Here is a 19,983-nt window from a genome sequence, read left to right as displayed (position 1 = left end):
GAAATGACACCAACAGAAAGATTCAAAGCGCTGGGGCTGAACCTGCCACCGGCTCCCGCTCCGCTGGGAGTGTATAAACCACTGCTGATAGATGGTAAGCATGTGTATGTATCAGGCCACGGAACAGTAAAGGATGATAAAAGCCTGATCATTGGTCGCATTGGCCAGGATATGGATATGGAAGCCGGGAAGCTGGCTGCACAACAGGTAGGACTGGCCATTCTTTCCACATTGGTAACCAATCTGGGTAGCCTGGATAAAATCAAAAGAGTAATCAAAGTGTTGGGAATGGTGAACTGTACACCTGACTTTGAGCGTCATCCATACATCATCAATGGTTGTAGCGAACTGTTTGCAAAAGTGTGGGGAGAGGAAAATGGAATAGGCGTACGCAGTGCCGTCGGTATGGGATCTTTGCCGGATAATATTCCTGTGGAGATTGAAGCACTCTTCGAACTGGCATAACATCGTTTTATCACTGACGAACACATTTTTAAAATGGAATGGTATCAGCTTACAAACGAGGGCCAGATAGACTCTCCGGCTATTGTCGTGTATAAGAACAGGATAGAGGAGAATATCGGTCTGCTGAAGACGATGATAGACGATGTACAACGGTTACGCCCACATGTAAAGACCTGTAAAATGGCCGAAGTAGTGAGGCTGATGTTAGATGCAGACATTCGCCGGTTTAAATGTGCAACCATAGCCGAAGCAGAAATGCTGGGAATAGCTGGTGCAGAAGATGTGTTGCTGGCCTATCAGCCGGTAGGCCCTAAGATAGTGCGCCTGTTGGAACTGGTACAGAAATATCCTGCCACTACCTTTTCCTGTCTTACGGATAACCTGGATGCGGCAACAGCCATCAGTAATGTTTTTCATGGTCAACATTCATTGCGCGTCTATCTCGATCTGAACGTAGGTATGAACCGTACCGGTATCAAACCAGGAACACATGCGCTTGCGCTTTACAAGCAGTTGCATGAGTTGCCTGGTTTGCTGCCTGTGGGCCTGCATGCCTATGATGGTCACATCCATGAAACAGATATGACTATACGAAAGGAAATTTGCGACGCTGCCTACGCACCGGCAGAACAACTGTGCGATGATATTGTAAAAGTTGGCCTTCCGGAACCCGCTATCATTGCAGGCGGATCGCCCACCTTTCCGATACATGCCGCCAGGAAAAATATCCAGTGCAGCCCGGGCACTTTCGTATTCTGGGATTGGGGTTACTCCAGGATATTACCGGAGCAGCCTTTCCATGTGGCGGCGCTGGTAGTCACCAGGGTTATCTCTGTCATCGATAAAGAGCGCTTATGCCTCGATCTTGGACATAAATCCATTGCTGCCGAAAATCCACAACCACGTGTGCATTTCCTCAATGTACCGGAAGCACAGCCTGTGTCGCAAAGTGAAGAACATCTCGTGGTAACGGTACCCGATACCGCTGCATATCCGATTGGCGCCGTGTTTTACGGCATGCCATTACATATATGCCCCACCGTTGCCCTGTATGAAAAGGCATACGTGGCAGCCAACAATGCCTGCTATGCCAACTGGCGCATCGTTGCCCGCGACAGGCAAATTATTATCTGAAAAAGCCCGTATTATGTTTGCAATAGATGCACACCTGGATCTGAGCATGAACGCCATGGAATGGAACCGTAACCTACGGTTACCCATAAACGAAATCAGGGAAAGGGAGAAAGGAATGTCTGACAAACCCGACCGGGAAAAAGGTGTCGTATCGTTTCCCGAATTGCGCAAAGGTAATATCGGGCTTGTTGTAGGCACACAGATCGCCCGGTTTGTGGCGCCCGATAACCCGCTGCCCGGATGGTTTTCACCGGAACAGGCCTGGGCGCAGACACAAGGACAATTGGCCTGGTACAAAGCAATGGAGCAAGCCGGTGAGCTCGTACCAATTACAGACCTGACATCTCTCGAAAACCATCTTACCAGATGGAATGACAGGAATCCTGATGATCATAAACCTATTGGTTACATCCTCAGCCTCGAAGGCGCAGACTCAATCGTTGATGTTTCTTATTTGCAACGGGCGTACGAAAACGGATTGCGTGCTGTGGGCCTTGCCCATTATGGCCCCGGACGTTATGCACAGGGAACTGACGCTACCGGTGGTCTTACAGCAGCCGGTCGTGAGTTGCTGAAGGAAATGCAACGCCTGAACATCATTATGGACGCCACTCATCTTTGCGATGATAGCTTCTGGGAAGCTATGGATCTTTTTCAGGGACATATATGGGCCAGTCATAACAACTGCCGCGCCCTGGTGAATCATAACCGCCAGTTCAGCGACGAACAAATAAAGCTGCTGGTATCTCGCGGTGCCGTTATCGGCGGCGCGCTCGACGCATGGATGATGGTACCCGGATGGGAGAGAGGCGTGTCAGATCCGAAAGCAATGAATTGCTCCCTCGATGTAATGATCGATCACCTGGATCATATCTGCCAGATTGCCGGAAATGCCCTGCACATCGGCATTGGTTCAGACCTCGACGGCGCCTTTGGTAAAGAACAAAGCCCTTATGATCTTGAAACAATCGCCGATCTGCAGTCTATTCCTGAAAGATTAAAAAAACGCGGATACAGTGATGAAGACATTACCAATGTAATGCATGGCAACTGGCTGCGATTCCTGCGCAACGCATGGAAATAACCGCATTAATAGTACAACTGTGTTAATACATTTGTCTCATCCGGTAGCTTCGGTTTCTGGCCAAGAAATTCTGTGTATTGTGTCAGCGTCAGTAGTGGCTTGAGTCTTGTGTGCAGCCCGTTTTGCATGCTGTTCAGCTTAGTGCGGTAAGCAGTTTCATTGCTGTGTTGCAGTGATTGTATGTTAACCCGCTGATGCAGGTAACCGGAGATGATGGAAAGCAACTTTGGCTTTTGTTTATCTGTCAGCAACAATGTTTTATCCAGCTTGCTGACGATAGAACTGGCGGTGCCTTCCACATTCATGGCCGGGGTCTGAAAGGGGCTGACGGCAAGTAGTGTACTGCTGGCAGCTGAGATAAGCAGGAGGGTAAGCAGCTTTTTCATAGTGGCGTGGACGATTTTGGTTTACGGCTATCTAGCTATATTAAATATACTAAATAGCCGTAAATAATCCGCCATTACTGCATCACCAGTTTCACATGGCGGTTGATCTCATGATCCGTTTTGTCATAGGATCTGTATTCTGCAAGAATGGTATTATTATCGATCCAGAATGTTTTACCCGGTCCCCAGTCTTCTATCAATGCTTCTCCCACTGGTTTGATCACATCATTTTCCAGTTTGAATAACTGAAAGCCATTGGGATCGAATCCTGCCACCATGTCGAGGTTGGCGCAAAGGAGGTATTTCCTGTCTGGTGAAACAACCGGTGCTGACCAGGTGATCAGTGTATCACCGTTCTGTTGATTGATCAGTTCATACCCTTGGGCTTCATATAAAGAGAGGAACAGCCCTTTACGGTGAATGTCCGCATAGTTACGATCATAAGAGTAACGGACGTAATCATCGCCGTCGGAATCTACGTTCGTGCGTGTCAGCTGTAAACCATTGGCCAGTTTAATGTGAAGACTGTTGCCTTCGCGGATAATATCCTTGTCATGCGCCAGGAGGTTACTTTCGCTGGTATCCGGATCTGGTTTGGCGTATTTGTCAAATTCTGCTTTATCAATATAATAAGCAAAGAAGGTAACATTGCCTATTTGTACAGTATCCATTGGAGTGGCTGCAGGAGCTGCTTTGGGGGCTGGTACTGCGGTAATGGAATCGTTGGCGGTGGTGTTGGTATCAGGCTGGGATTGATTGCAGGCTGAGACGACAGCTGCCGTGACGGCTAACAGGAATAATGGCCTTAACATAGTAAGAGATTTTAGGGAAGCAAAGGTATATAATATAAATTGCTGTGGATGATTATCCGGGAAGCCTTTCCCCATCTGCTTTAGAGAGGGTGAAGTAAAGTAGGTAGCCAAAGAACAGCCCACTGATGTAACCTGCAAGATGTGCTACGTTGTCAATGCCCACAGAAAAAAATGCAACAGCGAAACTAAGCACTGTGAACAACCCGATATACACCAGGAAAGCTTTCCTGGCGGCAGGACGGAAGAGTGTAGTGGTCAGCAGCGCAAGGAACACGCCATACAGCCCGAATATGGCCCCTGAAGCACCTACGCCGACAACGCCCTTATGAACGTAAATACTCGCATAATTGGCGATAAGCCCCGTGAATGTGTAGGCAATTGCGAGCCTGATTATGCGCAGTACCGGTTCCAGGAACATGCCGGCAATAAACAGCCCTGCCATATTGGTCAGCAGATGCCATAACCCGGCATGCAGAAACATGCTGGCAAACAAGCGCCAGTACTGTCCATGCATGGTAAGCGGCCAGTAGTTGGCTCCGCATTGAACCAACAGTTCTCCGTCATCCTGCCATATATCCATTCCCGTTAGTAAGAGGAGAAAAAATATAATCACATTCAATGTAATCAGCAGCAGGGTAAAAGGCATTCTCCGAAGCCGTGCAATAATATCCATTCATTAAAAGGTACGTATTATTCCTGAATAAGGGGGAATGTACCCGGTATCATTCATATGCATAATCCAGCCTCACATGCGTGTCAGAAGCAAGCTTGGTCCATCCTTCCGTATGAAGGTGCACATAGGTTTCTTTCGGGTAGCCGTTACTGTTATAGGCGTAGGAAAACTGTAAGGTGGAGTGACGGAGATACTCCTGTGAATACCCTTTACAGGTCGATTTTTCTTTCTCTTCCAATTTTATAAGGAAAGGATTATGGGTACTGAGATGCATCAGTATATATTCCATGCTTACAAAAGGGCCTGGGGCAGGAACCGGCGTAATACCAGGCCCCAGCACAAGATTGTTGATAATCGGCTGCAAAGGATTGAGGGAATCTTCCCATTCATAACTGGCGCTCCGGTAAAAGATGCTGGTATCTTTATCGGTGCCGGTAACCGTATCGGCGCAAAGATTTCTCCAGTCCATGTTCCCATCTTTATTATAGCTCCAGCTGCTGACCTGGGAGGAGTCTGAGCATTTCATGGCAACGGGCAGCCCCCTTTCCCAGTTGATGCTTACCGTATGTGCTGGCTCATTTGCTTGTCCGGAATACGCTATGGTTGAAATGTTCCCATCTTTATCCCATGATTTTACAACGGCCTGCCGGAGGACCTGTTTGCTACAGCCATTCCTGTGCACAGTTGTCATGCCTGCCAGGCGGTTAGAGCTGTCATATGTGTAAATGGTGGTATTCGTATCAAGTGCTCCGTTATGTTTTACCAGCTCCACCAGATGCCCGGCTTTATCATAACGGAAAGTATATTGCGGAATGGTATCGCCGTGAATGGTAATGGCCGTAAGATGCGCTGTCTGCTTATTGTTCCGGGTGGAACAGGCGCTGATCAGGATGGGTATCAGAAGGGCGTAAAGGTATTTTTTCATATCCTGGAAAATGTACAGATATGAAAGTAAAAAAAAATCCCGGACTGATGACAGCCCGGGATTTTTCTTATCCGATTAACGGAATATTACTCAGACACCACTTCAAATTCCATTTCGGTTTCGTTGCCTTTACCGAAATCGAGGCGTGCTTTGTAAGTACCTAATTCTTTCACATCATCCAGGATGTGGATACGGCGACGGTCAATTTCATAACCTTTCTGCTCTTTAATTGCGCGGGCAATCTGAACACCAGTTACGCTACCGAAGATCTTACCGGAAGTACCGGTTTTAGCGCCAATTTTAACAGGAGATGCTTTCAGCACTTCCACAACTTTTGCGATCTCAGCCAGCAGTTTCTCTTCTTTCACTTTCTGCACTTTCAGGCGTTCCTGCAGTTGCTTCAGGTTAGAAGGACTAGCTTCTACTGCAAACTTCTGGGGAATCAGGAAGTTCCTGGCGTAACCGTTTTTTACGTTAACCAGTTCATTCTTCTGACCCAGGTTATCTACGTCTTGTATTAAGATAATTTGCATAACTTCTTACTTTAAAAGGTCAGTAACATAAGGCAATAAAGCCATTTGACGAGCTTTCTTAATAGCCTGGGCTACTTTACGCTGAAATTTCAGGGAGTTACCTGTAATACGGCGGGGCAACATTTTACCCTGATCGTTCAAAAATTTCTTCAAAAACTCACCGTCTTTGTAATCTACGTACTTGATGCCCATTTTCTTGAAACGGCAGTATTTCTTCTGACGTTTCTCGGTTTTTACGGCTGTTAAGTACTTAATTTCTTGTTTTTTTGGTTTAACTGCCATAATAATTAAGCTTCAGTGGTTTTAGATTCAGCATTCACGCCATGCCTTTTACGGTTGTTGTACTCAACTGCATTCTTGTCGAGCGCAGTAGTCATGTGGCGTAATACATTTTCATCACGGTTGAGCTGGATTTTCAGCTTCTCATTGAGGTCGGATGGCGCACTGTATTCCAGAACCAGATACATTCCTGTAGTCTTTTTCCGGATAGGATACGCCAGTGATCTTAATCCCCAGGGATTTTCGTGCGTTACATCTCCGCCGTTATCTTTAATGATATCGACGAATTTTTTCTGAGCCGCTTTGTAATCGTCTTCAGAAAGCACAGGGGTAAAGATCACCATCAATTCGTAGTTCATAATTCCCTGTTTAAATTGGTTTAAATAAAAAAAATTGGACCGCAAAGATACTGAACTATTCTTAATCTGGTGAGAAATCCGGAAAATAGATTTACAAAATTTGAGATTTTACAATTTTTAGATTTTATCTATTGATTCTGATAAGATAAATATATTATGTAATTTTTTATTTTTAAAGCCCTAAGCCCCTCCTGTTTCTGCAACAAAAAGGGCTGACCTTTTGGTCAGCCCTGGTTTCGCATGGTATCTCAATTAAGATCAGTGGTTAACTACAATCTTGCTGACCTGTACCTGGTCACCCGACTGGACTCTCAGGAAATATATGCCACCCGGCAGATCGCCTATTTCTAGCGTACGGGCATTCCTGCCTTTGATAAGATCCGTTTTGCCCTGGTACCTGATACGTCCCTGAAGATCTATCAGCTGTACGCCGGCTGGACCGCTCTTGCTCCATTCGATCCAGTATTGCAGCTGATGACCGAATATGCACCACAATAATCTCAACCACAGATCTCTGTCAATCACCCAAACTGGTCTTATCTCGCTGTATTTCACACTGCCATCCAATGAAATGATTTTCAGCCTGTAAACAGAGAAGCCTGGCCATGGCCGCTCGTCATATGCCAGGTAGTCAGAAGCTCCACTGGTGCTGCCATGTGCGGTAATGGTATCCACCGGTACAAAAGTGCGTGAATTGCGGGAACGCTCTATGACAAAGGAAGAACTGTTGATTTCATAAGGCGTATTCCAGGTAAGCTGTACTTTGCCGCCATCGGATTTAGCTGTAAAACCTTTTACTGGCAAAGGATTAGCCAGTATACGAAGATCGTAGCGGCTCAGTACCGGGTAATGGTCTGTGGTAGTAGTACCATAACCGCTCACCAGTTTGGCCACTTCCATACGGATGCTTGCAGATCCCGGCAGGTAAGCTACCCCGGTTTCATTGGACGCAATCACATTATCAATCACAGAGCCGAAACTTACAGTAGATCGCTGTCCTGCAATACTCAGTGGTAATGTCAGCGGTTTATAGTTCACCGTGTCACTGGTGAAGTCAATGTAAGAGGTGGTAGTATCCGGCGCTCTTTCTATAGTAATGGTCTTGTTAAGATCATCATTGAAATCGCCGAGCATGATAATATTGCTATACGGATACTCTGCATCCAGTGTGTCTTTCAACTCTTTCAGTCCATTTTTGCGCCTGTCCCACGAAACCAGTTTCTCCGCTTTGGTACCAGTATTGGCCTTGGCGTGGAGCAGCAGGAACCGGATCTTGGCGGAATCACTTTCCAGCCTGGCTGTGGCTTCCAGCATATAAGGGAAACGGCCGGATGACCAGTTGTAATAAGCAGTGTTGCCGCCACCTTTACGTAATACGCCATAGGTGTTGATCTTCCTGATCACAGATGTCTTGTAAACAAACGCCAGTTTCTGAGCGCTTACGTAATCTACATCGGTAATGCTGTCAGCATAAGAACCGAAATCAGATAATACATAACTGTAACCGGGTAGCTGACTTACTACGGTTTTGAACCTTGCGGTATCTACTACTTCTGCCAGCGCAAATATGTCGGCATCCAGTTTTTTCAGGATAGTTGTTACATTGGCCTGCTGCAGACTGTCGTTATCTGGGCTTTGCTCAGGGCTGCCGAACCACTCAATATTCCAGTTCACCACTTTCAGCGAACGCAGCGAAGTACCTGATAACGCAATATGGCTGTCTGTAAAACCGGGAGCAGTGAAGCTTACATGGCCGCTTTGCGCCTGGTTGGCTGCTGTCGGTGCAAACCTTACCCAAACACGTTGCGGACCAGCGTTTAATGTTGAAAGAGAAACAATGGTTTGATTGCTGTAGCTGCTGCTGTCCTGCGATACCTGGAAACCGGTTGGCACATTAACCTTCAGGTCCCCGGTGAAGTCATTGGCCCAGAATGCAATAGCCTGGGGAGCCGATTGCTGTCCGGCTTTCACATAATCAAAGTCCAGCGCAGCCGGGCTGCTGTTAAGCGTGGGTGCAGGGGCAGCAGTGGTATCTTTTATGCCAAAATCATCGATTGTCCAGCGGGCTGCCTGCAAGGAAGGCGAAGATGTGTATACAAATGCGATATAAACGCTGCCCTGCTTAAACGCAGCGAGATTGATGCCATCAGAAGCTTTCCACACATCGCTGGCAGCATCCGGGAAACGTCCGTTGATAGTTGTCCATGTAGCCAGACGCGGATCGCCGCTACCACTGTAATCTGTAGATACTTTCAGTGTCAGTGCAGGGCCTGTAAATGCCGTACGGCTGCTGAAATGTAACAGCGGGAAACTGAATGCTGTGAAGTCAAAAGCCGGAGAGATAAGCCAATCTTCATTTTCAATGGCACTGCCACTGAAACCATTTATCTGCACGCCGTTACTGTTATTTTGTCCGAATGTAGTGCAAGCCCATACCTGCGCACCACTCACGCTGTACTGCATGAAGCCGCTGCTAAGCTGACTGTTGCCACTGGGCGTACAGTTGTTGAAGTTGAAATTCAGTTCCTGTTCGCCGGTAGCAAACTGCCATTGCGCAGTATCGCTGATACCTGCGAAATCATTGTCAGACAGGTCCTTTACGGCGCCGCTGTCTACGGTGATATAATAATGTCTATGAGGTTGCAGCAGCTTTTTCAGAGAAAGTATATTGTTCCTGATCTGGATAGCTGCATTGTTTACCGCAAAGGTATCTGTAATGTGGCTGCTGGTATTGTGCAGCAGGATATTACCGTTGCCGGCTTTTATGTTTTCGCTGAAGGTTATACTGATGTCAGTGGCTGGAGATACACTGTCTGCACCATTGGCAGGAACCAGGCTACTGACGGTCGGAGGGGTCAGATCTACACCGCTGCCGCCAGCCTGAATGTTATCTACTGCAAAACTGGGTCTGGAGCCGGCTCCTCCGATCTGGCGGTTTACCCAGCGCAATTGTACCAACGCCTGGTTGTTACAGGCTGCCGGTAATACGACGGATTTTGTAACAGATTGCTGGGGCAGCGTAACACCAGAAGTACTCTGATTAACAGTATTGTTCTGGTATTCTGTTCCGGCGATAGTAGTGAAGTTTCCGGTACTGCCAACCCTATACTGCAATACTGCTTCATTGATGCGCGTATTGGAGGCACTGTCATAAGGATTCCTGATAGTCATTACGTCATAGCTCACGGTGATGTTGATCTGGCCGGAAGTTTTGAGCGCCAGCACCAGCGAGTTATCTGCGCTGCCGCTGTTAAGGAAGCCCAGCTTGCCAGTGTAGTTATAAGCACCGTTGGCTGTAGAAGATGCACTGCCATTGGCTATCAACGGTTTGTCCGATGTAGGTGGCAGAACGTTGAAGTTTCCCGAAGGCGAACCACTGAGGAGCCAGCCCTGCCATCCGTCAGGATATACCGTGGACGAAGCAGGTAGCGCATCAAAGCTTTCCTGGTAGGGAAGCGGCCGTGGTGCCGGATTAGTCTGAGCTTGCGCCCAGTGACAGTAAAGGGAAATGAATAAAAAAGAGAGTAGCGTTTTTTTCATAGACGGCTTTTGGTTAGAAAAATGGGGTGTTAATTATTGCTTAAATCTACAAAATTGTAATAGCCTGATCCCCGTTTTACAATGAATTATTTGTTAATTGAAGATATTGTCAACTTGTCAGCCGGATAAGTGCTGGCATACCCTTTGAAAATCATCAACAAAAATCAGATAACCGATGCAAAAAGGCGCAATCCGTGTTCAAACGGAAAATATCTTCCCCATCATCAAAAAATTTCTGTACTCAGATCATGAAATTTTTATCCGCGAACTGGTAAGTAACGCGGTAGACGCCACCCAAAAGTTGAGAACCCTGGCCAGCGTAGGAGAGTTTAAAGGAGAGCTTGGAAACATTGATATTGAAGTAAGACTGGATAAAGAGAAAAAGACAATCACTATTGCGGACCATGGCGTGGGCATGACTGCTGAAGAAGTGGATAAATATATTAACCAGGTTGCATTCTCCGGCGCAGAAGAATTTCTGAAGAAGTATAAAGGACAGGAAAATGGTACCAATATCATTGGCCATTTCGGTCTTGGTTTCTATTCCTCTTTCATGGTGAGCAGCAAGGTAGAGATCTTTACCAAATCCTGGAAGGAAGATGCCGCAGCAGTTCGCTGGGAATGCGACGGCAGCCCCGAATATGAACTGGAAGAAGTTACCAGGGAAGACAGAGGCACCGAAATCGTTATGCACATTAACGAAGAAAGTGAAGAGTTCCTGGACGAAGGCCGTATCCGTTCTATCCTCCAGAAGTTCTGTAAATTCCTTCCGGTTCCGGTAAAGTACGAAGGTAATCAGATCAATAATACCAATCCCGCCTGGACCAAGAAACCGAGCGAACTTACCACAGAAGATTATCAGAACTTTTACAAAGAATTATATCCTTTCGCAGAGGCTCCGCTGTTCTGGATTCACCTCAACGTTGACTACCCCTTCAACCTCACAGGTATCCTCTATTTCCCGAAGATTACCAAGAGTTACGAAATACAGAAAGACAAGATCAACCTGTATTCCAATCAGGTGTACGTAACGGATGAGGTGAAAGATATTGTTCCTGAATTCCTCATGCTGCTGCATGGTGTGATAGACAGCCCGGATATTCCGCTGAACGTGAGCCGTAGCTATCTGCAGGGTGACCCTAATGTGAAGAAGATCAATGCACACATCACCAGGAAAGTAGCCGACAAACTGGATGAAATGTTCCGTAATGACCGTAAAGGTTTTGAAGAGAAATGGGAATCCATCGGCCTGTTCGTGAAATATGGTATGATGACGGATGATAAGTTCCTGGATAAAGCCAATAAGTTCCTCCTGCTCGAAAACGTGGATGGCGGCATTTTCTATACACAGGAAGAATATCGTACCGCTGCTGCTGCCCTGCAAACCAATAAAGAAGATAAATTGGTGGTGCTGTATGCTACTAACCCTGTGCAACAGGATAGCTATGTACAGGCAGCAAAAAACAAAGACTTTACCGTAGTGAAGATGGAAACACTGGTGGATGCCGCTTTCATTAACAACATCGAGATGAAGTGGGATAAAGTACAGTTCACACGTGTAGATGCAGATATTGCTGATAATCTGATCGATAAGGCCGAGAACACTACTACGGTGTTGTCTGAAACACAGGAAACAACGCTGAAAGACATCTTCACCGCACAGGTGAACCAGCCCAATATCAAAGTAGAAATGAAGGGACTCAGCGCTGAGGCACAGCCGGTTATTGTAACCCGTCCTGAATTCATGCGCCGTATGAAAGATATGGCAGCTATGGGCGGCGGAGGTATGAACTGGTATGCAGCTATGCCTGATGAGATCAATATGACCGTAAATGCCAACCACCCTGTTTACCTGAAGATCCTGGACGAGAAAGATGCTATACGTCAGGAAAAACAGGTGAAAAACCTGGCTGATCTTGCACTATTGTCACAGAACCTGCTTACAGGCGCAGACCTCACTGCGTTTGTTAACAGAAGTGTTGAACTGCTGGCTGACGAAAAAAAATGATATAACCATACATAAACGATATTTTATTTACTGTTTTTTGTTTTCTTTGTGGCAGAACACTGCCTGCAAACCAAAACAGGATGCAGGAATAAAATATCACGAAAATCCCTCGGTTTGTAATCCGGGGGATTTTCTTTTTTGTGTAGTTATATGAAAAAAAGAAGAATTAAGTTTTTTGTTCATACGCTTGCGCTTTGCGCACTGGTATTACTCGCCTGTTCCAAATCAGGCACTTCTAATCCTGCGCCGTCACCCGGTGATAGTACCAATCCGGTATCCCCTTATCCGGAAGGTATTTCAACCCAGAAAACTGATACTAAAGGCGGCAACGTGAGCGATTACCTGCTTTATATTCCGCCTGGATATAATGAAAAGAAGAATTACCGCTGGCCGGTAGTTTTTTTTCTGCATGGTGTAGGAGAGATGGGGAGTGATGTTAATGTACTGAGAGAAGCAGGACTAATGAAAGTGGCTGCGGGGAAACCTTTTATCATAGTTGCACCGCAATGCCGTAAGGGTTGGTGGAATCCTGCTGTACTGGAATATCTTTACAAAGAAGTCAGGAATAAATACAACGTGGATACCAATCGTATTTACCTTACAGGAATGAGTATGGGTGGCTATGGTACATGGGACTGGAGTTCGTCCTTTACTGGCAGGTTTGCTGCTATTGTACCTATTTGTGGCGGCGGCAGCGTATCTGCTATGGTAAGGCTGAAAAGTACGCCTGTATGGGCTTTTCACTCAGCAAATGATTCGACGGTAGCAGTGACCGAAACACGTGCGCTTGTACAGGCACTGAAAGATCTGGGGGGGAATGTTAAATACACAGAATATCCTGATGGTGGCCATGATGCCTGGACCCGCACCTATGCTAACCCCGACGTATATACGTGGTTATTGCAGCAGCACTTCTGAGAGCTACCTGCTGCTTTCCCTTATATCAATCACTTTTAATTGCAGGGATGTTTGGCCATTCCATTCATTTTCATCAATACTGAAAGCGATATCAAACGGTTTGTTACTGCTGACGATCGGGAATTTTTCAGCCATAAAAAAACCAATACCATACATTGTAGTACCGGATTTTCCCTGCCTCACAGCAAACCTGATATGTTCTTCCTTTACAAGTTTTGAATAGCCGGTATCGATGATATTGCGGGCGAGGAATATCGGGCGGAGATTTTCCGGACCAAGTGGCTCAAACTGATTCAGAATGTTGTAGAACGGCGTGGTGATATCTGAAAAATAAATTTCAGTATCGATCACAATTTCTGGTATCAGCTGATCCGGCTTAATGGTATTGGCAACCACTTCTTCAAAACGTTCCTGAAAGGCCTTTACATTTTCTGGTTTCAGCGTCATGCCGGCAGCATAGAAATGGCCGCCATAATTTTCCAGCAGATCTTTGCATTGATGGATAGCTTCATACACGTTGAAGCCCATTACAGAACGCGCGGACCCAGCCACTCTGTCATTGGATTGCGTGAGGATAATGGTAGGCCGGTAGTAGTATTTGTCTATCAACCTGGAAGCCACAATGCCCACCACGCCTTTATGCCAGTGTGCCTGATATAATACGGTTGATTTTTTCGCGTGAATATTGGTATCCTGCTGCAGCAGCTCAATAGCCTCCTGTGTAATGGTATTATCGATCTCTTTTCTGTCGAAATTGTCTGCGTGCAATACAGCTGCTATAGTTGCCACTTTCTCTTCATCGTTTTCGATGAACAGGTTTACAGCTTTGCGTGCATCATCCATTCGGCCGGCAGCATTAACACGGGGTGCGATAACAAAAACAAGATTAGAGATAGTTAGTTTCTCTTTAAGTCCACTAAGCTCAATGAGTGCGTTGATACCTGGCAGTGGGTCTTCATTGACTTTTTTGAGTCCGTGGAATGCGAGTATCCTGTTTTCTCCGGTCATCGGCACAATATCGGCAGCGATACTGGTGGCAACGAGATCCAGATATCTGTCAGCTTCTTTGCGCGGCAGCCCTCTTTTCTGAGCGAAGGCCGTAATCAGTTTGTATCCGATACCACAGCCACTCAATTCCTTGTAAGGATAGGGACAATCATACTGCTTGGGATTCAGAATGGCTACGGCTGGTGGCAATATTGCATCCGGCAGGTGATGATCACAGATAATGAAATCTATGCCCAGCTCTTTTGCACGTGTGATATGCTCTACCGATTTTATTCCACAGTCCAGTGCAATAACGAGACTGAACTCATTTTCACGGGCGTAATCTATGCCCTGAACGGAAATACCATATCCTTCGCGATAACGGTGAGGGATATAAAATTCTATGTTACCGTAGAGGTTGTGTAGAAAAGCGTACACAGTAGCCACAGCAGAGGTGCCGTCTACATCGTAGTCACCATAGATCAGTATTTTTTCCTTTCTGAAAAATGCAAGTTCAATACGCGAGATGGCTTTATCCATGTCTTTCATCAGCCACGGATCGTGCAGATCATCCAGGGAAGGACGGAAGAATTGTCTGGCCGCTTCAAAAGTGTGTATGCCACGTTGTACCAGCAGCCGGCATAATAACGGATGTATACGCAGTGAGGATTGAAGGGACTTTTCCTGGTTTGGTTGATATGCTTTTACTGTCCAGCGTTTTTGCATCAGATTCTCAGGTAAGGAAACAGATTAAGAAAATGTAAAATGACAAATGTAAAATGTACCGGTAGTTTTAGGCAGTTGTGGTATTTTACTCTTACATTTTACATTTATTATTTTACATTTTTCTTTTTTTCTTTTAGAAGGTCCTGTCGGTAGTGAATCTTACCAATGATTCCAACCCGTTCCTGATATCATTTTCAGGGAATTGATGTAGAATTGCCAGTGCTTCATCCCGGTATTCCACCATCTTCTGCTGGGTATAATCGATGCCACCGGATGCCTTTACCAATTGAATAACCTCATCCACTTTAGTTTTATCAGTATTGTGATTTTTTACAATATTGATGATTTTGCGGCGGGTTTCAGTAGAAGCATGTTCGAGCGTATAAATAAGTGGCAGCGTCATCTTTTTCTCCCGGATGTCGATACCTGTAGGTTTCCCGATTTTCGCAGAACCATAATCGAACAGGTCGTCTTTGATCTGGAAGGCAATACCTACTTTTTCACCAAACAGACGCATCTGCTCTGTGGTATTCTCATCATTGCTCGTACTCCAGGCGCCTGCTGCGCAGGCGGATGCCAGAAGCGAGGCCGTTTTGCGGCGTATGATCTCAAAGTAAATATCTTCTTTGATATTCAGTTTGCGGGTCTTTTCGATCTGGAGGAGTTCTCCTTCACTCATTTCCTTCACCGCTTCGGAGAGGATCTGCAATGAGCGGAAGTCGTTGTTACTGAGCGACAACAGCAAACCTTTGGATAATAAATAATCGCCAACCAATACAGCGATCTTATTTTTCCACAATGCGTTGATGGAGAAAAGTCCTCTGCGCTGGTTGGCGTCATCTACCACATCATCGTGTACGAGAGTGGCAGTGTGCAATAATTCAACAAGGGCGGCTGCCCGGTGGGTGCTTTCTCCGATTTCATCTTTAAAAAGTCTGGCAGACAGTATCACGAACATGGGCCGGATCTGCTTTCCTTTCCGCTTCACTATATAGTGCATAATGCGGTCCAGCAGCGGCACATGACTTTTTACCGAATCGGCAAACTTGTCTTCAAAATCCTGTAATTCCTTACTTATCAGGTACTTTAAATCATCCATGTAGTAAATAAAAAGGTTTGCTAAGCTATGTTTTAAATGGGAAATTTTAACATTTTGGCCTTTAATTTGTATATGGAGTATAACATTCCTTTAACAAGGGTTAAGGTTTCCTTTAACAAGGGCTAAACATATCTTTAACTTAACTGTAAATAAGGTATATAAATAGTTTCGGTTAAGCTCTAGTATTGAAGGACTTATCAATGAAAATAATATTGCAAGAAAAATTTGTATATTCATTAATGATATTTACCTTTGCTAGGTAAAAAACGGGTTATTAGTAAATTTTTAACAGTTTTTAAATAAAACACAATTATGGCAAGCAAAAAGTACTTATTACTGGCAGGTGCTGCAAGTTTACTGGCAGCCTCTACTGGTTTTGCACAGGTTCAGCCAACGGGCTACGACGCTTTGGATTCGTCCAAAGTGGGTGGCAAGCGTTTGGTACAACAAAATAACTTCCTGAACCACCAGTCTAATTTCCCTGCTAAACCTAGGGATCAATGGGAACTTGGTTTTCATGGCGGTCTGCACCTGATCAGTGGAACTGTTAATCCTACTCCTGGTTTTGGTGGTGGTATCTCTCTGAGAAAAGCACTGGGTCATACTTTCTCTGTAAGAGCTGAGTATATCGGATCTTTCGATTACGGTCAGGATTATAAGAAACGTTTCGAAAATCCAGGTGCTGGTAGCCCTTGGGCTAAAACTTATGCGAAGAATGGTTACTACGTTCCTAACTACAAATCAGCTAACCATCAGCTGTCTTTGGACGTACTGGCTTCTCTGAGCAACATCCTGTTCTACAGAGCAGAACCTAAAGTTAACTGGTACGTACTGGCTGGTTACTCTGTTGTAATGGCTGACGTAGACGTTGATGCACTGGACGGTAACGGTAACGCTTACGATTACAGCAGCATCGATTTCGGTAAAAAACGCCACCAGATCGTTAAGGATATCAGATCTCTGCAGGATAAAAAATACGAGCAGAATGCTCCTTCTCAGGGTAACAGAATCGCTATCGGTCGTAACAACGACAACCAGCTGATCCGTCACGCTCTGGACCTCGGTACTGGTGTAGCTTTCAAAGTTTCTAAACGCTTCAACATCGGCGTAGAAGAAAAAATCACCATGCCTTTCGATGCCTACCTGGATGGTTTAGCAAATCCTTATGGTGCTTCCAAAGATCTGTATTCTTACACCAGCGTTCGTCTGAACTTCAACCTGGGTAACCCTGCTAAACGCGTACAGCCACTGTGGTGGATCAACCCGCTGGAATACGCTTACAGCGAGCTGAGCAACCCTCGTCACATGAAACTGCCTACCCCTGTTCTGCCTGATGCTGACGGTGATGGCGTTACTGACCAGTTCGATCGCGAACCTAACACGCCTGCTGGCGCACCTGTAGATTCTCACGGTGTTGCTAAAGATACTGACGGTGATGGCGTTCCTGATTACAAAGACAAACAGCTGATCACTCCAACTTACTGCCAGCCAGTTGACGCTGATGGTGTTGGTAAATGCCCAGATCCTGAGTGCTGCAAAAACAAACCAGTTGAAACTTCTTGCGCTACACTGGTTCTGCCTAGCGTATCCTTCAAAGGTAGCTCTACCAAAGTTGGTCGCGATCAAGAAGCTATCCTGGCTTCCGTTGCTTCTACGCTGAAGAGCAATCCTTCCTGCAACGTTCTGGTAACAGGTCACGCAGGTGCTAAAGGTAAAAAAGGTGGTGTTGACCTGAGCAGCCGTCGTGTTGATTCAGTTATCGACTACCTGGCCGACAAACAAGGCATCGACCGCGGTCGTTTCATCAAACAAAACACTCCTGGTGAGTCTGGTACTGTTGACTTAGCTCCTGCTAACTAATAAGTATCACTCCTTGAGATGATAATTTAAAAAGTCCTCTCCCGTTAATGCGGGAGAGGACTTTTTAGTTAATAGAACATTCAATTGCTGGTCTCAATAATTCCCCCTAATTTTGGAGGCTTTTTTAACCAATTTTTTATTACAACGTGGGAATAAACATTAACAGGGTTTCCCTGGCAGGTTTAGTAGTAGCGCTGGGTATCATTTACGGCGATATTGGAACTTCTCCGCTATACGTGTTTAAAGCAATTGTCGGCGGTAACCCCATCAGCGACCTACTTGTTATAGGTGGTATATCTTGTATCATCTGGACGTTAACCCTACAAACAACCATCAAATACGTCATCCTCACATTGAGGGCTGACAATAAAGGAGAGGGTGGTATATTCTCCCTTTATGCACTTGTTCGGCGTCATGCCCGCTGGGCCGTGATATTCGGCATGATCGGAGGCGCTGCACTACTGGCTGATGGCATTATCACACCACCTATCACTGTTACCTCCGCAATTGAAGGTTTGCGGACGCTCGAAGTCTTTAAAGATCTCAGTCAGCTTACTATTGTTAAAATCGTACTGACAATTATTACCGGCCTGTTTGTCATGCAGCAGTTCGGGACAGTATCTATCGGGCGCATGTTTGGCCCTATCATGGTGCTGTGGTTCTCTATGCTGGGCGTATTGGGAATCTCCCATATTGCCGATGATCTCAGTATCCTCAAGGCTTTCAGCCCGCATTATGCTATAGAATTACTGACAACCTATCCCAAAGGGTTCCTTATACTTGGCGCCGTATTCCTCTGTACTACCGGTGCAGAAGCGCTGTATTCCGACCTCGGACATTGTGGAAGAGGAAATATCAGAATATCCTGGATTTTCGTAAAATCCTGCCTTATTCTGAATTATCTGGGCCAGGGTGCTTGGTTACTCACACAGAAAGGACAGATCCTGCCAAAAGATCAGAATCCGTTCTTTACCATTATGCCAGAATGGTTCGTCATTTTTGGCGTACTGATTGCCACTATGGCATCTGTCATTGCCAGCCAGGCACTTATATCCGGATCATTCACATTGATTGCAGAAGCCATGAGACTCAACCTCTGGCCTAAACTGAAAGTGAACTATCCTACTGAAATGCGCGGCCAGCTGTATATTCCGGGAATCAACACTATGTTGTTTGTAGGATGTGCGGCTATCGTGCTCATCTTCCAGGAATCATCCCATATGGAAGCTGCATACGGTTTGTCTATCACCATTTGTATGCTGATGACGTCCTGCCTGTTTGCCTTCTACTTATACACCAGGCGAGTGTGGATCGGATGGATATTACTTTACCTCGTCGTCTACTTCTCTATAGAATTCTCCTTCCTGTTTGCCAACCTGGTGAAGTTTATGCATGGTGGTTATGTTACGGTCATAGTAGCCGGTGCACTCTTCCTTGTCATGATCGCCTGGTTCAAATCCAGGAAAATCAAGAACCGTTACGTGGAATTTGTAAGGCTGGAAGACTATCTGCCTATTATACAGGAACTGAGTAATGACACTACTATTCCCAAATATGCCACACATCTCGTTTACATGAGTAGTGCAGATAATCCGAAGGAAATAGAACATAAGATCATCTATTCTATCCTCAACAAAAAGCCAAAGCGCGCTGACATCTATTGGTTTGTGCATGTCGATGTGGTAGATGAGCCTTATCTCAGCGAATATTCTGTTCAGACAATTATTCCTAATGAAGTAATTCGTGTTGAATTCAGATTGGGCTTCAAAGTGGAGCAGCGTATCAATCTTATGTTCCGCATGGTAGTGGAAGATATGGTACGTAACAAGGAGGTAAATATCACCAGTCGCTACGAATCGTTGAGCAAAAACAATGTGGTGGGCGATTTCCAGTTCATTGTTATGGAGAAATTCCTCTCGCATGATAATGATCTGCCTTTATACGAAAGAATGGTAATGAAGATCTACTTCTTCCTGAAGAAAATCAGTCTGTCAGAAGAAAGAGGCTTCGGGCTGGACTCCAGCTACGTAACCATTGAGAAGTATCCGTTAGTCGTGGCTCCCGTTACCAACCTGCAGTTGAAGAGAATTGTACATCATTAATATATCCGTATTCAGAGATTTTGTTACCGGTTGTGGAATAGTCGGAAAAAAAACAGAAATTTTCCAGATATTGAGGGTTTCCGTGAAATTCTG

Annotated in this window: 17 protein-coding genes; 7 read left to right on the top strand and 10 right to left on the bottom strand. The window is 45.6% G+C overall.

The features are described from left to right. Window positions 1-3 precede the first annotated feature (3 nt). Genes VM802_RS31695 through VM802_RS31685 form a run of 3 tightly spaced genes read left to right on the top strand, consistent with a single transcriptional unit; the run spans window position 4 to window position 2,683 of the window. The gene (locus tag VM802_RS31695) at window positions 4-465 is read left to right on the top strand and encodes a RidA family protein (RefSeq protein ID WP_325538485.1); all 462 of its coding nucleotides are present in this window, start codon (window positions 4-6) and stop codon (window positions 463-465) included. 33 nt (window positions 466-498) lie between these two features. Then, a complete protein-coding gene (locus VM802_RS31690) occupies window positions 499-1,599 on the top strand; it encodes a D-TA family PLP-dependent enzyme (protein ID WP_325538483.1) in 1,101 nt (366 codons plus the stop codon). Between the two features lie 13 nt (window positions 1,600-1,612). After that, window positions 1,613-2,683, top strand: a complete 1,071-nt coding sequence (locus VM802_RS31685) for a dipeptidase (protein ID WP_325538481.1) — start codon at window positions 1,613-1,615, stop codon at window positions 2,681-2,683. A 5-nt stretch (window positions 2,684-2,688) separates the two neighbouring features. Here the strand turns inward: VM802_RS31685 and VM802_RS31680 are convergent, their stop codons facing one another. The 8 genes from VM802_RS31680 to VM802_RS31645 all read right to left on the bottom strand — a co-directional run bounded on the left by VM802_RS31680 (window position 2,689) and on the right by VM802_RS31645 (window position 10,190). Beyond that, window positions 2,689-3,069, bottom strand: coding sequence for a hypothetical protein (locus VM802_RS31680; RefSeq protein ID WP_325538479.1), 381 nt, complete (start codon window positions 3,067-3,069; stop codon window positions 2,689-2,691). Window positions 3,070-3,143: 74 nt separating this feature from the next. Continuing rightward, the gene (locus tag VM802_RS31675; protein WP_325538477.1) at window positions 3,144-3,881 is read right to left on the bottom strand and encodes a hypothetical protein; all 738 of its coding nucleotides are present in this window, start codon (window positions 3,879-3,881) and stop codon (window positions 3,144-3,146) included. Between the two features lie 52 nt (window positions 3,882-3,933). Next, window positions 3,934-4,554, bottom strand: a complete 621-nt coding sequence (locus tag VM802_RS31670) for a rhomboid family intramembrane serine protease (RefSeq protein ID WP_325538475.1) — start codon at window positions 4,552-4,554, stop codon at window positions 3,934-3,936. A gap of 49 nt (window positions 4,555-4,603) precedes the next feature. Further along, window positions 4,604-5,479 (bottom strand): RHS repeat domain-containing protein, encoded by an 876-nt coding sequence (locus VM802_RS31665; RefSeq protein WP_325538473.1) that lies wholly within the window; start codon window positions 5,477-5,479, stop codon window positions 4,604-4,606. A gap of 86 nt (window positions 5,480-5,565) precedes the next feature. Beyond that, on the bottom strand, window positions 5,566-6,012 hold the full coding sequence (gene rplI / locus VM802_RS31660) for a 50S ribosomal protein L9 (RefSeq protein WP_325538471.1): 447 nt from the start codon (window positions 6,010-6,012) through the stop codon (window positions 5,566-5,568). A gap of 6 nt (window positions 6,013-6,018) precedes the next feature. Further along, window positions 6,019-6,294, bottom strand: coding sequence for a 30S ribosomal protein S18 (gene rpsR / locus VM802_RS31655; protein WP_127040719.1), 276 nt, complete (start codon window positions 6,292-6,294; stop codon window positions 6,019-6,021). A 5-nt stretch (window positions 6,295-6,299) separates the two neighbouring features. Further along, window positions 6,300-6,650, bottom strand: coding sequence for a 30S ribosomal protein S6 (gene rpsF, locus VM802_RS31650; RefSeq protein WP_325538466.1), 351 nt, complete (start codon window positions 6,648-6,650; stop codon window positions 6,300-6,302). Window positions 6,651-6,908: 258 nt separating this feature from the next. Then, the gene (locus VM802_RS31645; RefSeq protein WP_325538464.1) at window positions 6,909-10,190 is read right to left on the bottom strand and encodes an Ig-like domain-containing protein; all 3,282 of its coding nucleotides are present in this window, start codon (window positions 10,188-10,190) and stop codon (window positions 6,909-6,911) included. Between the two features lie 175 nt (window positions 10,191-10,365). Between VM802_RS31645 and htpG the strand changes: the two genes are divergently transcribed. Further along, a complete protein-coding gene (htpG, locus tag VM802_RS31640) occupies window positions 10,366-12,198 on the top strand; it encodes a molecular chaperone HtpG (RefSeq protein WP_325538462.1) in 1,833 nt (610 codons plus the stop codon). A gap of 150 nt (window positions 12,199-12,348) precedes the next feature. Next, a complete protein-coding gene (locus VM802_RS31635) occupies window positions 12,349-13,116 on the top strand; it encodes a carboxylesterase family protein (protein WP_325538460.1) in 768 nt (255 codons plus the stop codon). Between the two features lie 3 nt (window positions 13,117-13,119). Here VM802_RS31635 and recJ read toward each other — a convergent pair whose 3' ends face one another. Beyond that, complete coding sequence (gene recJ / locus VM802_RS31630) at window positions 13,120-14,829, bottom strand: single-stranded-DNA-specific exonuclease RecJ (protein ID WP_325538458.1); 1,710 nt, start codon at window positions 14,827-14,829, stop codon at window positions 13,120-13,122. Between the two features lie 133 nt (window positions 14,830-14,962). Beyond that, window positions 14,963-15,928: a polyprenyl synthetase family protein gene (locus VM802_RS31625; RefSeq protein ID WP_325538456.1), complete on the bottom strand. Its 966-nt coding sequence runs from the start codon at window positions 15,926-15,928 to the stop codon at window positions 14,963-14,965. Window positions 15,929-16,240: 312 nt separating this feature from the next. Here VM802_RS31625 and VM802_RS31620 point away from each other — a divergent pair, with 312 nt between their 5' ends. After that, window positions 16,241-17,788: an OmpA family protein gene (locus tag VM802_RS31620; protein WP_325538454.1), complete on the top strand. Its 1,548-nt coding sequence runs from the start codon at window positions 16,241-16,243 to the stop codon at window positions 17,786-17,788. Window positions 17,789-17,934: 146 nt separating this feature from the next. Continuing rightward, complete coding sequence (locus VM802_RS31615) at window positions 17,935-19,890, top strand: KUP/HAK/KT family potassium transporter (protein WP_325538452.1); 1,956 nt, start codon at window positions 17,935-17,937, stop codon at window positions 19,888-19,890. The last annotated feature ends 93 nt before the right edge of the window (window positions 19,891-19,983 follow it).

The organism is Chitinophaga sp. (genome assembly GCF_035538455.1).
In the GTDB taxonomy this organism is placed as follows: domain Bacteria; phylum Bacteroidota; class Bacteroidia; order Chitinophagales; family Chitinophagaceae; genus Chitinophaga.
This window is presented reverse-complemented; position numbering and strand designations above follow the sequence as displayed.

Coding starts and splice junctions, on each gene's coding strand:
- htpG (WP_325538462.1), top strand. CDS start 10,366: ATGCAAAAAGGCGCAATCCGTGTTCAAACGGAAAATATCTTCCCCATC.
- VM802_RS31635 (WP_325538460.1), top strand. CDS start 12,349: ATGAAAAAAAGAAGAATTAAGTTTTTTGTTCATACGCTTGCGCTTTGC.
- recJ (WP_325538458.1), bottom strand. CDS start 14,829: ATGCAAAAACGCTGGACAGTAAAAGCATATCAACCAAACCAGGAAAAG.
- VM802_RS31685 (WP_325538481.1), top strand. CDS start 1,613: ATGTTTGCAATAGATGCACACCTGGATCTGAGCATGAACGCCATGGAA.
- VM802_RS31690 (WP_325538483.1), top strand. CDS start 499: ATGGAATGGTATCAGCTTACAAACGAGGGCCAGATAGACTCTCCGGCT.
- VM802_RS31645 (WP_325538464.1), bottom strand. CDS start 10,190: ATGAAAAAAACGCTACTCTCTTTTTTATTCATTTCCCTTTACTGTCAC.
- VM802_RS31625 (WP_325538456.1), bottom strand. CDS start 15,928: ATGGATGATTTAAAGTACCTGATAAGTAAGGAATTACAGGATTTTGAA.
- VM802_RS31670 (WP_325538475.1), bottom strand. CDS start 4,554: ATGGATATTATTGCACGGCTTCGGAGAATGCCTTTTACCCTGCTGCTG.
- VM802_RS31665 (WP_325538473.1), bottom strand. CDS start 5,479: ATGAAAAAATACCTTTACGCCCTTCTGATACCCATCCTGATCAGCGCC.
- VM802_RS31680 (WP_325538479.1), bottom strand. CDS start 3,069: ATGAAAAAGCTGCTTACCCTCCTGCTTATCTCAGCTGCCAGCAGTACA.
- rpsF (WP_325538466.1), bottom strand. CDS start 6,650: ATGAACTACGAATTGATGGTGATCTTTACCCCTGTGCTTTCTGAAGAC.
- rpsR (WP_127040719.1), bottom strand. CDS start 6,294: ATGGCAGTTAAACCAAAAAAACAAGAAATTAAGTACTTAACAGCCGTA.
- VM802_RS31620 (WP_325538454.1), top strand. CDS start 16,241: ATGGCAAGCAAAAAGTACTTATTACTGGCAGGTGCTGCAAGTTTACTG.
- VM802_RS31695 (WP_325538485.1), top strand. CDS start 4: ATGACACCAACAGAAAGATTCAAAGCGCTGGGGCTGAACCTGCCACCG.
- VM802_RS31675 (WP_325538477.1), bottom strand. CDS start 3,881: ATGTTAAGGCCATTATTCCTGTTAGCCGTCACGGCAGCTGTCGTCTCA.
- rplI (WP_325538471.1), bottom strand. CDS start 6,012: ATGCAAATTATCTTAATACAAGACGTAGATAACCTGGGTCAGAAGAAT.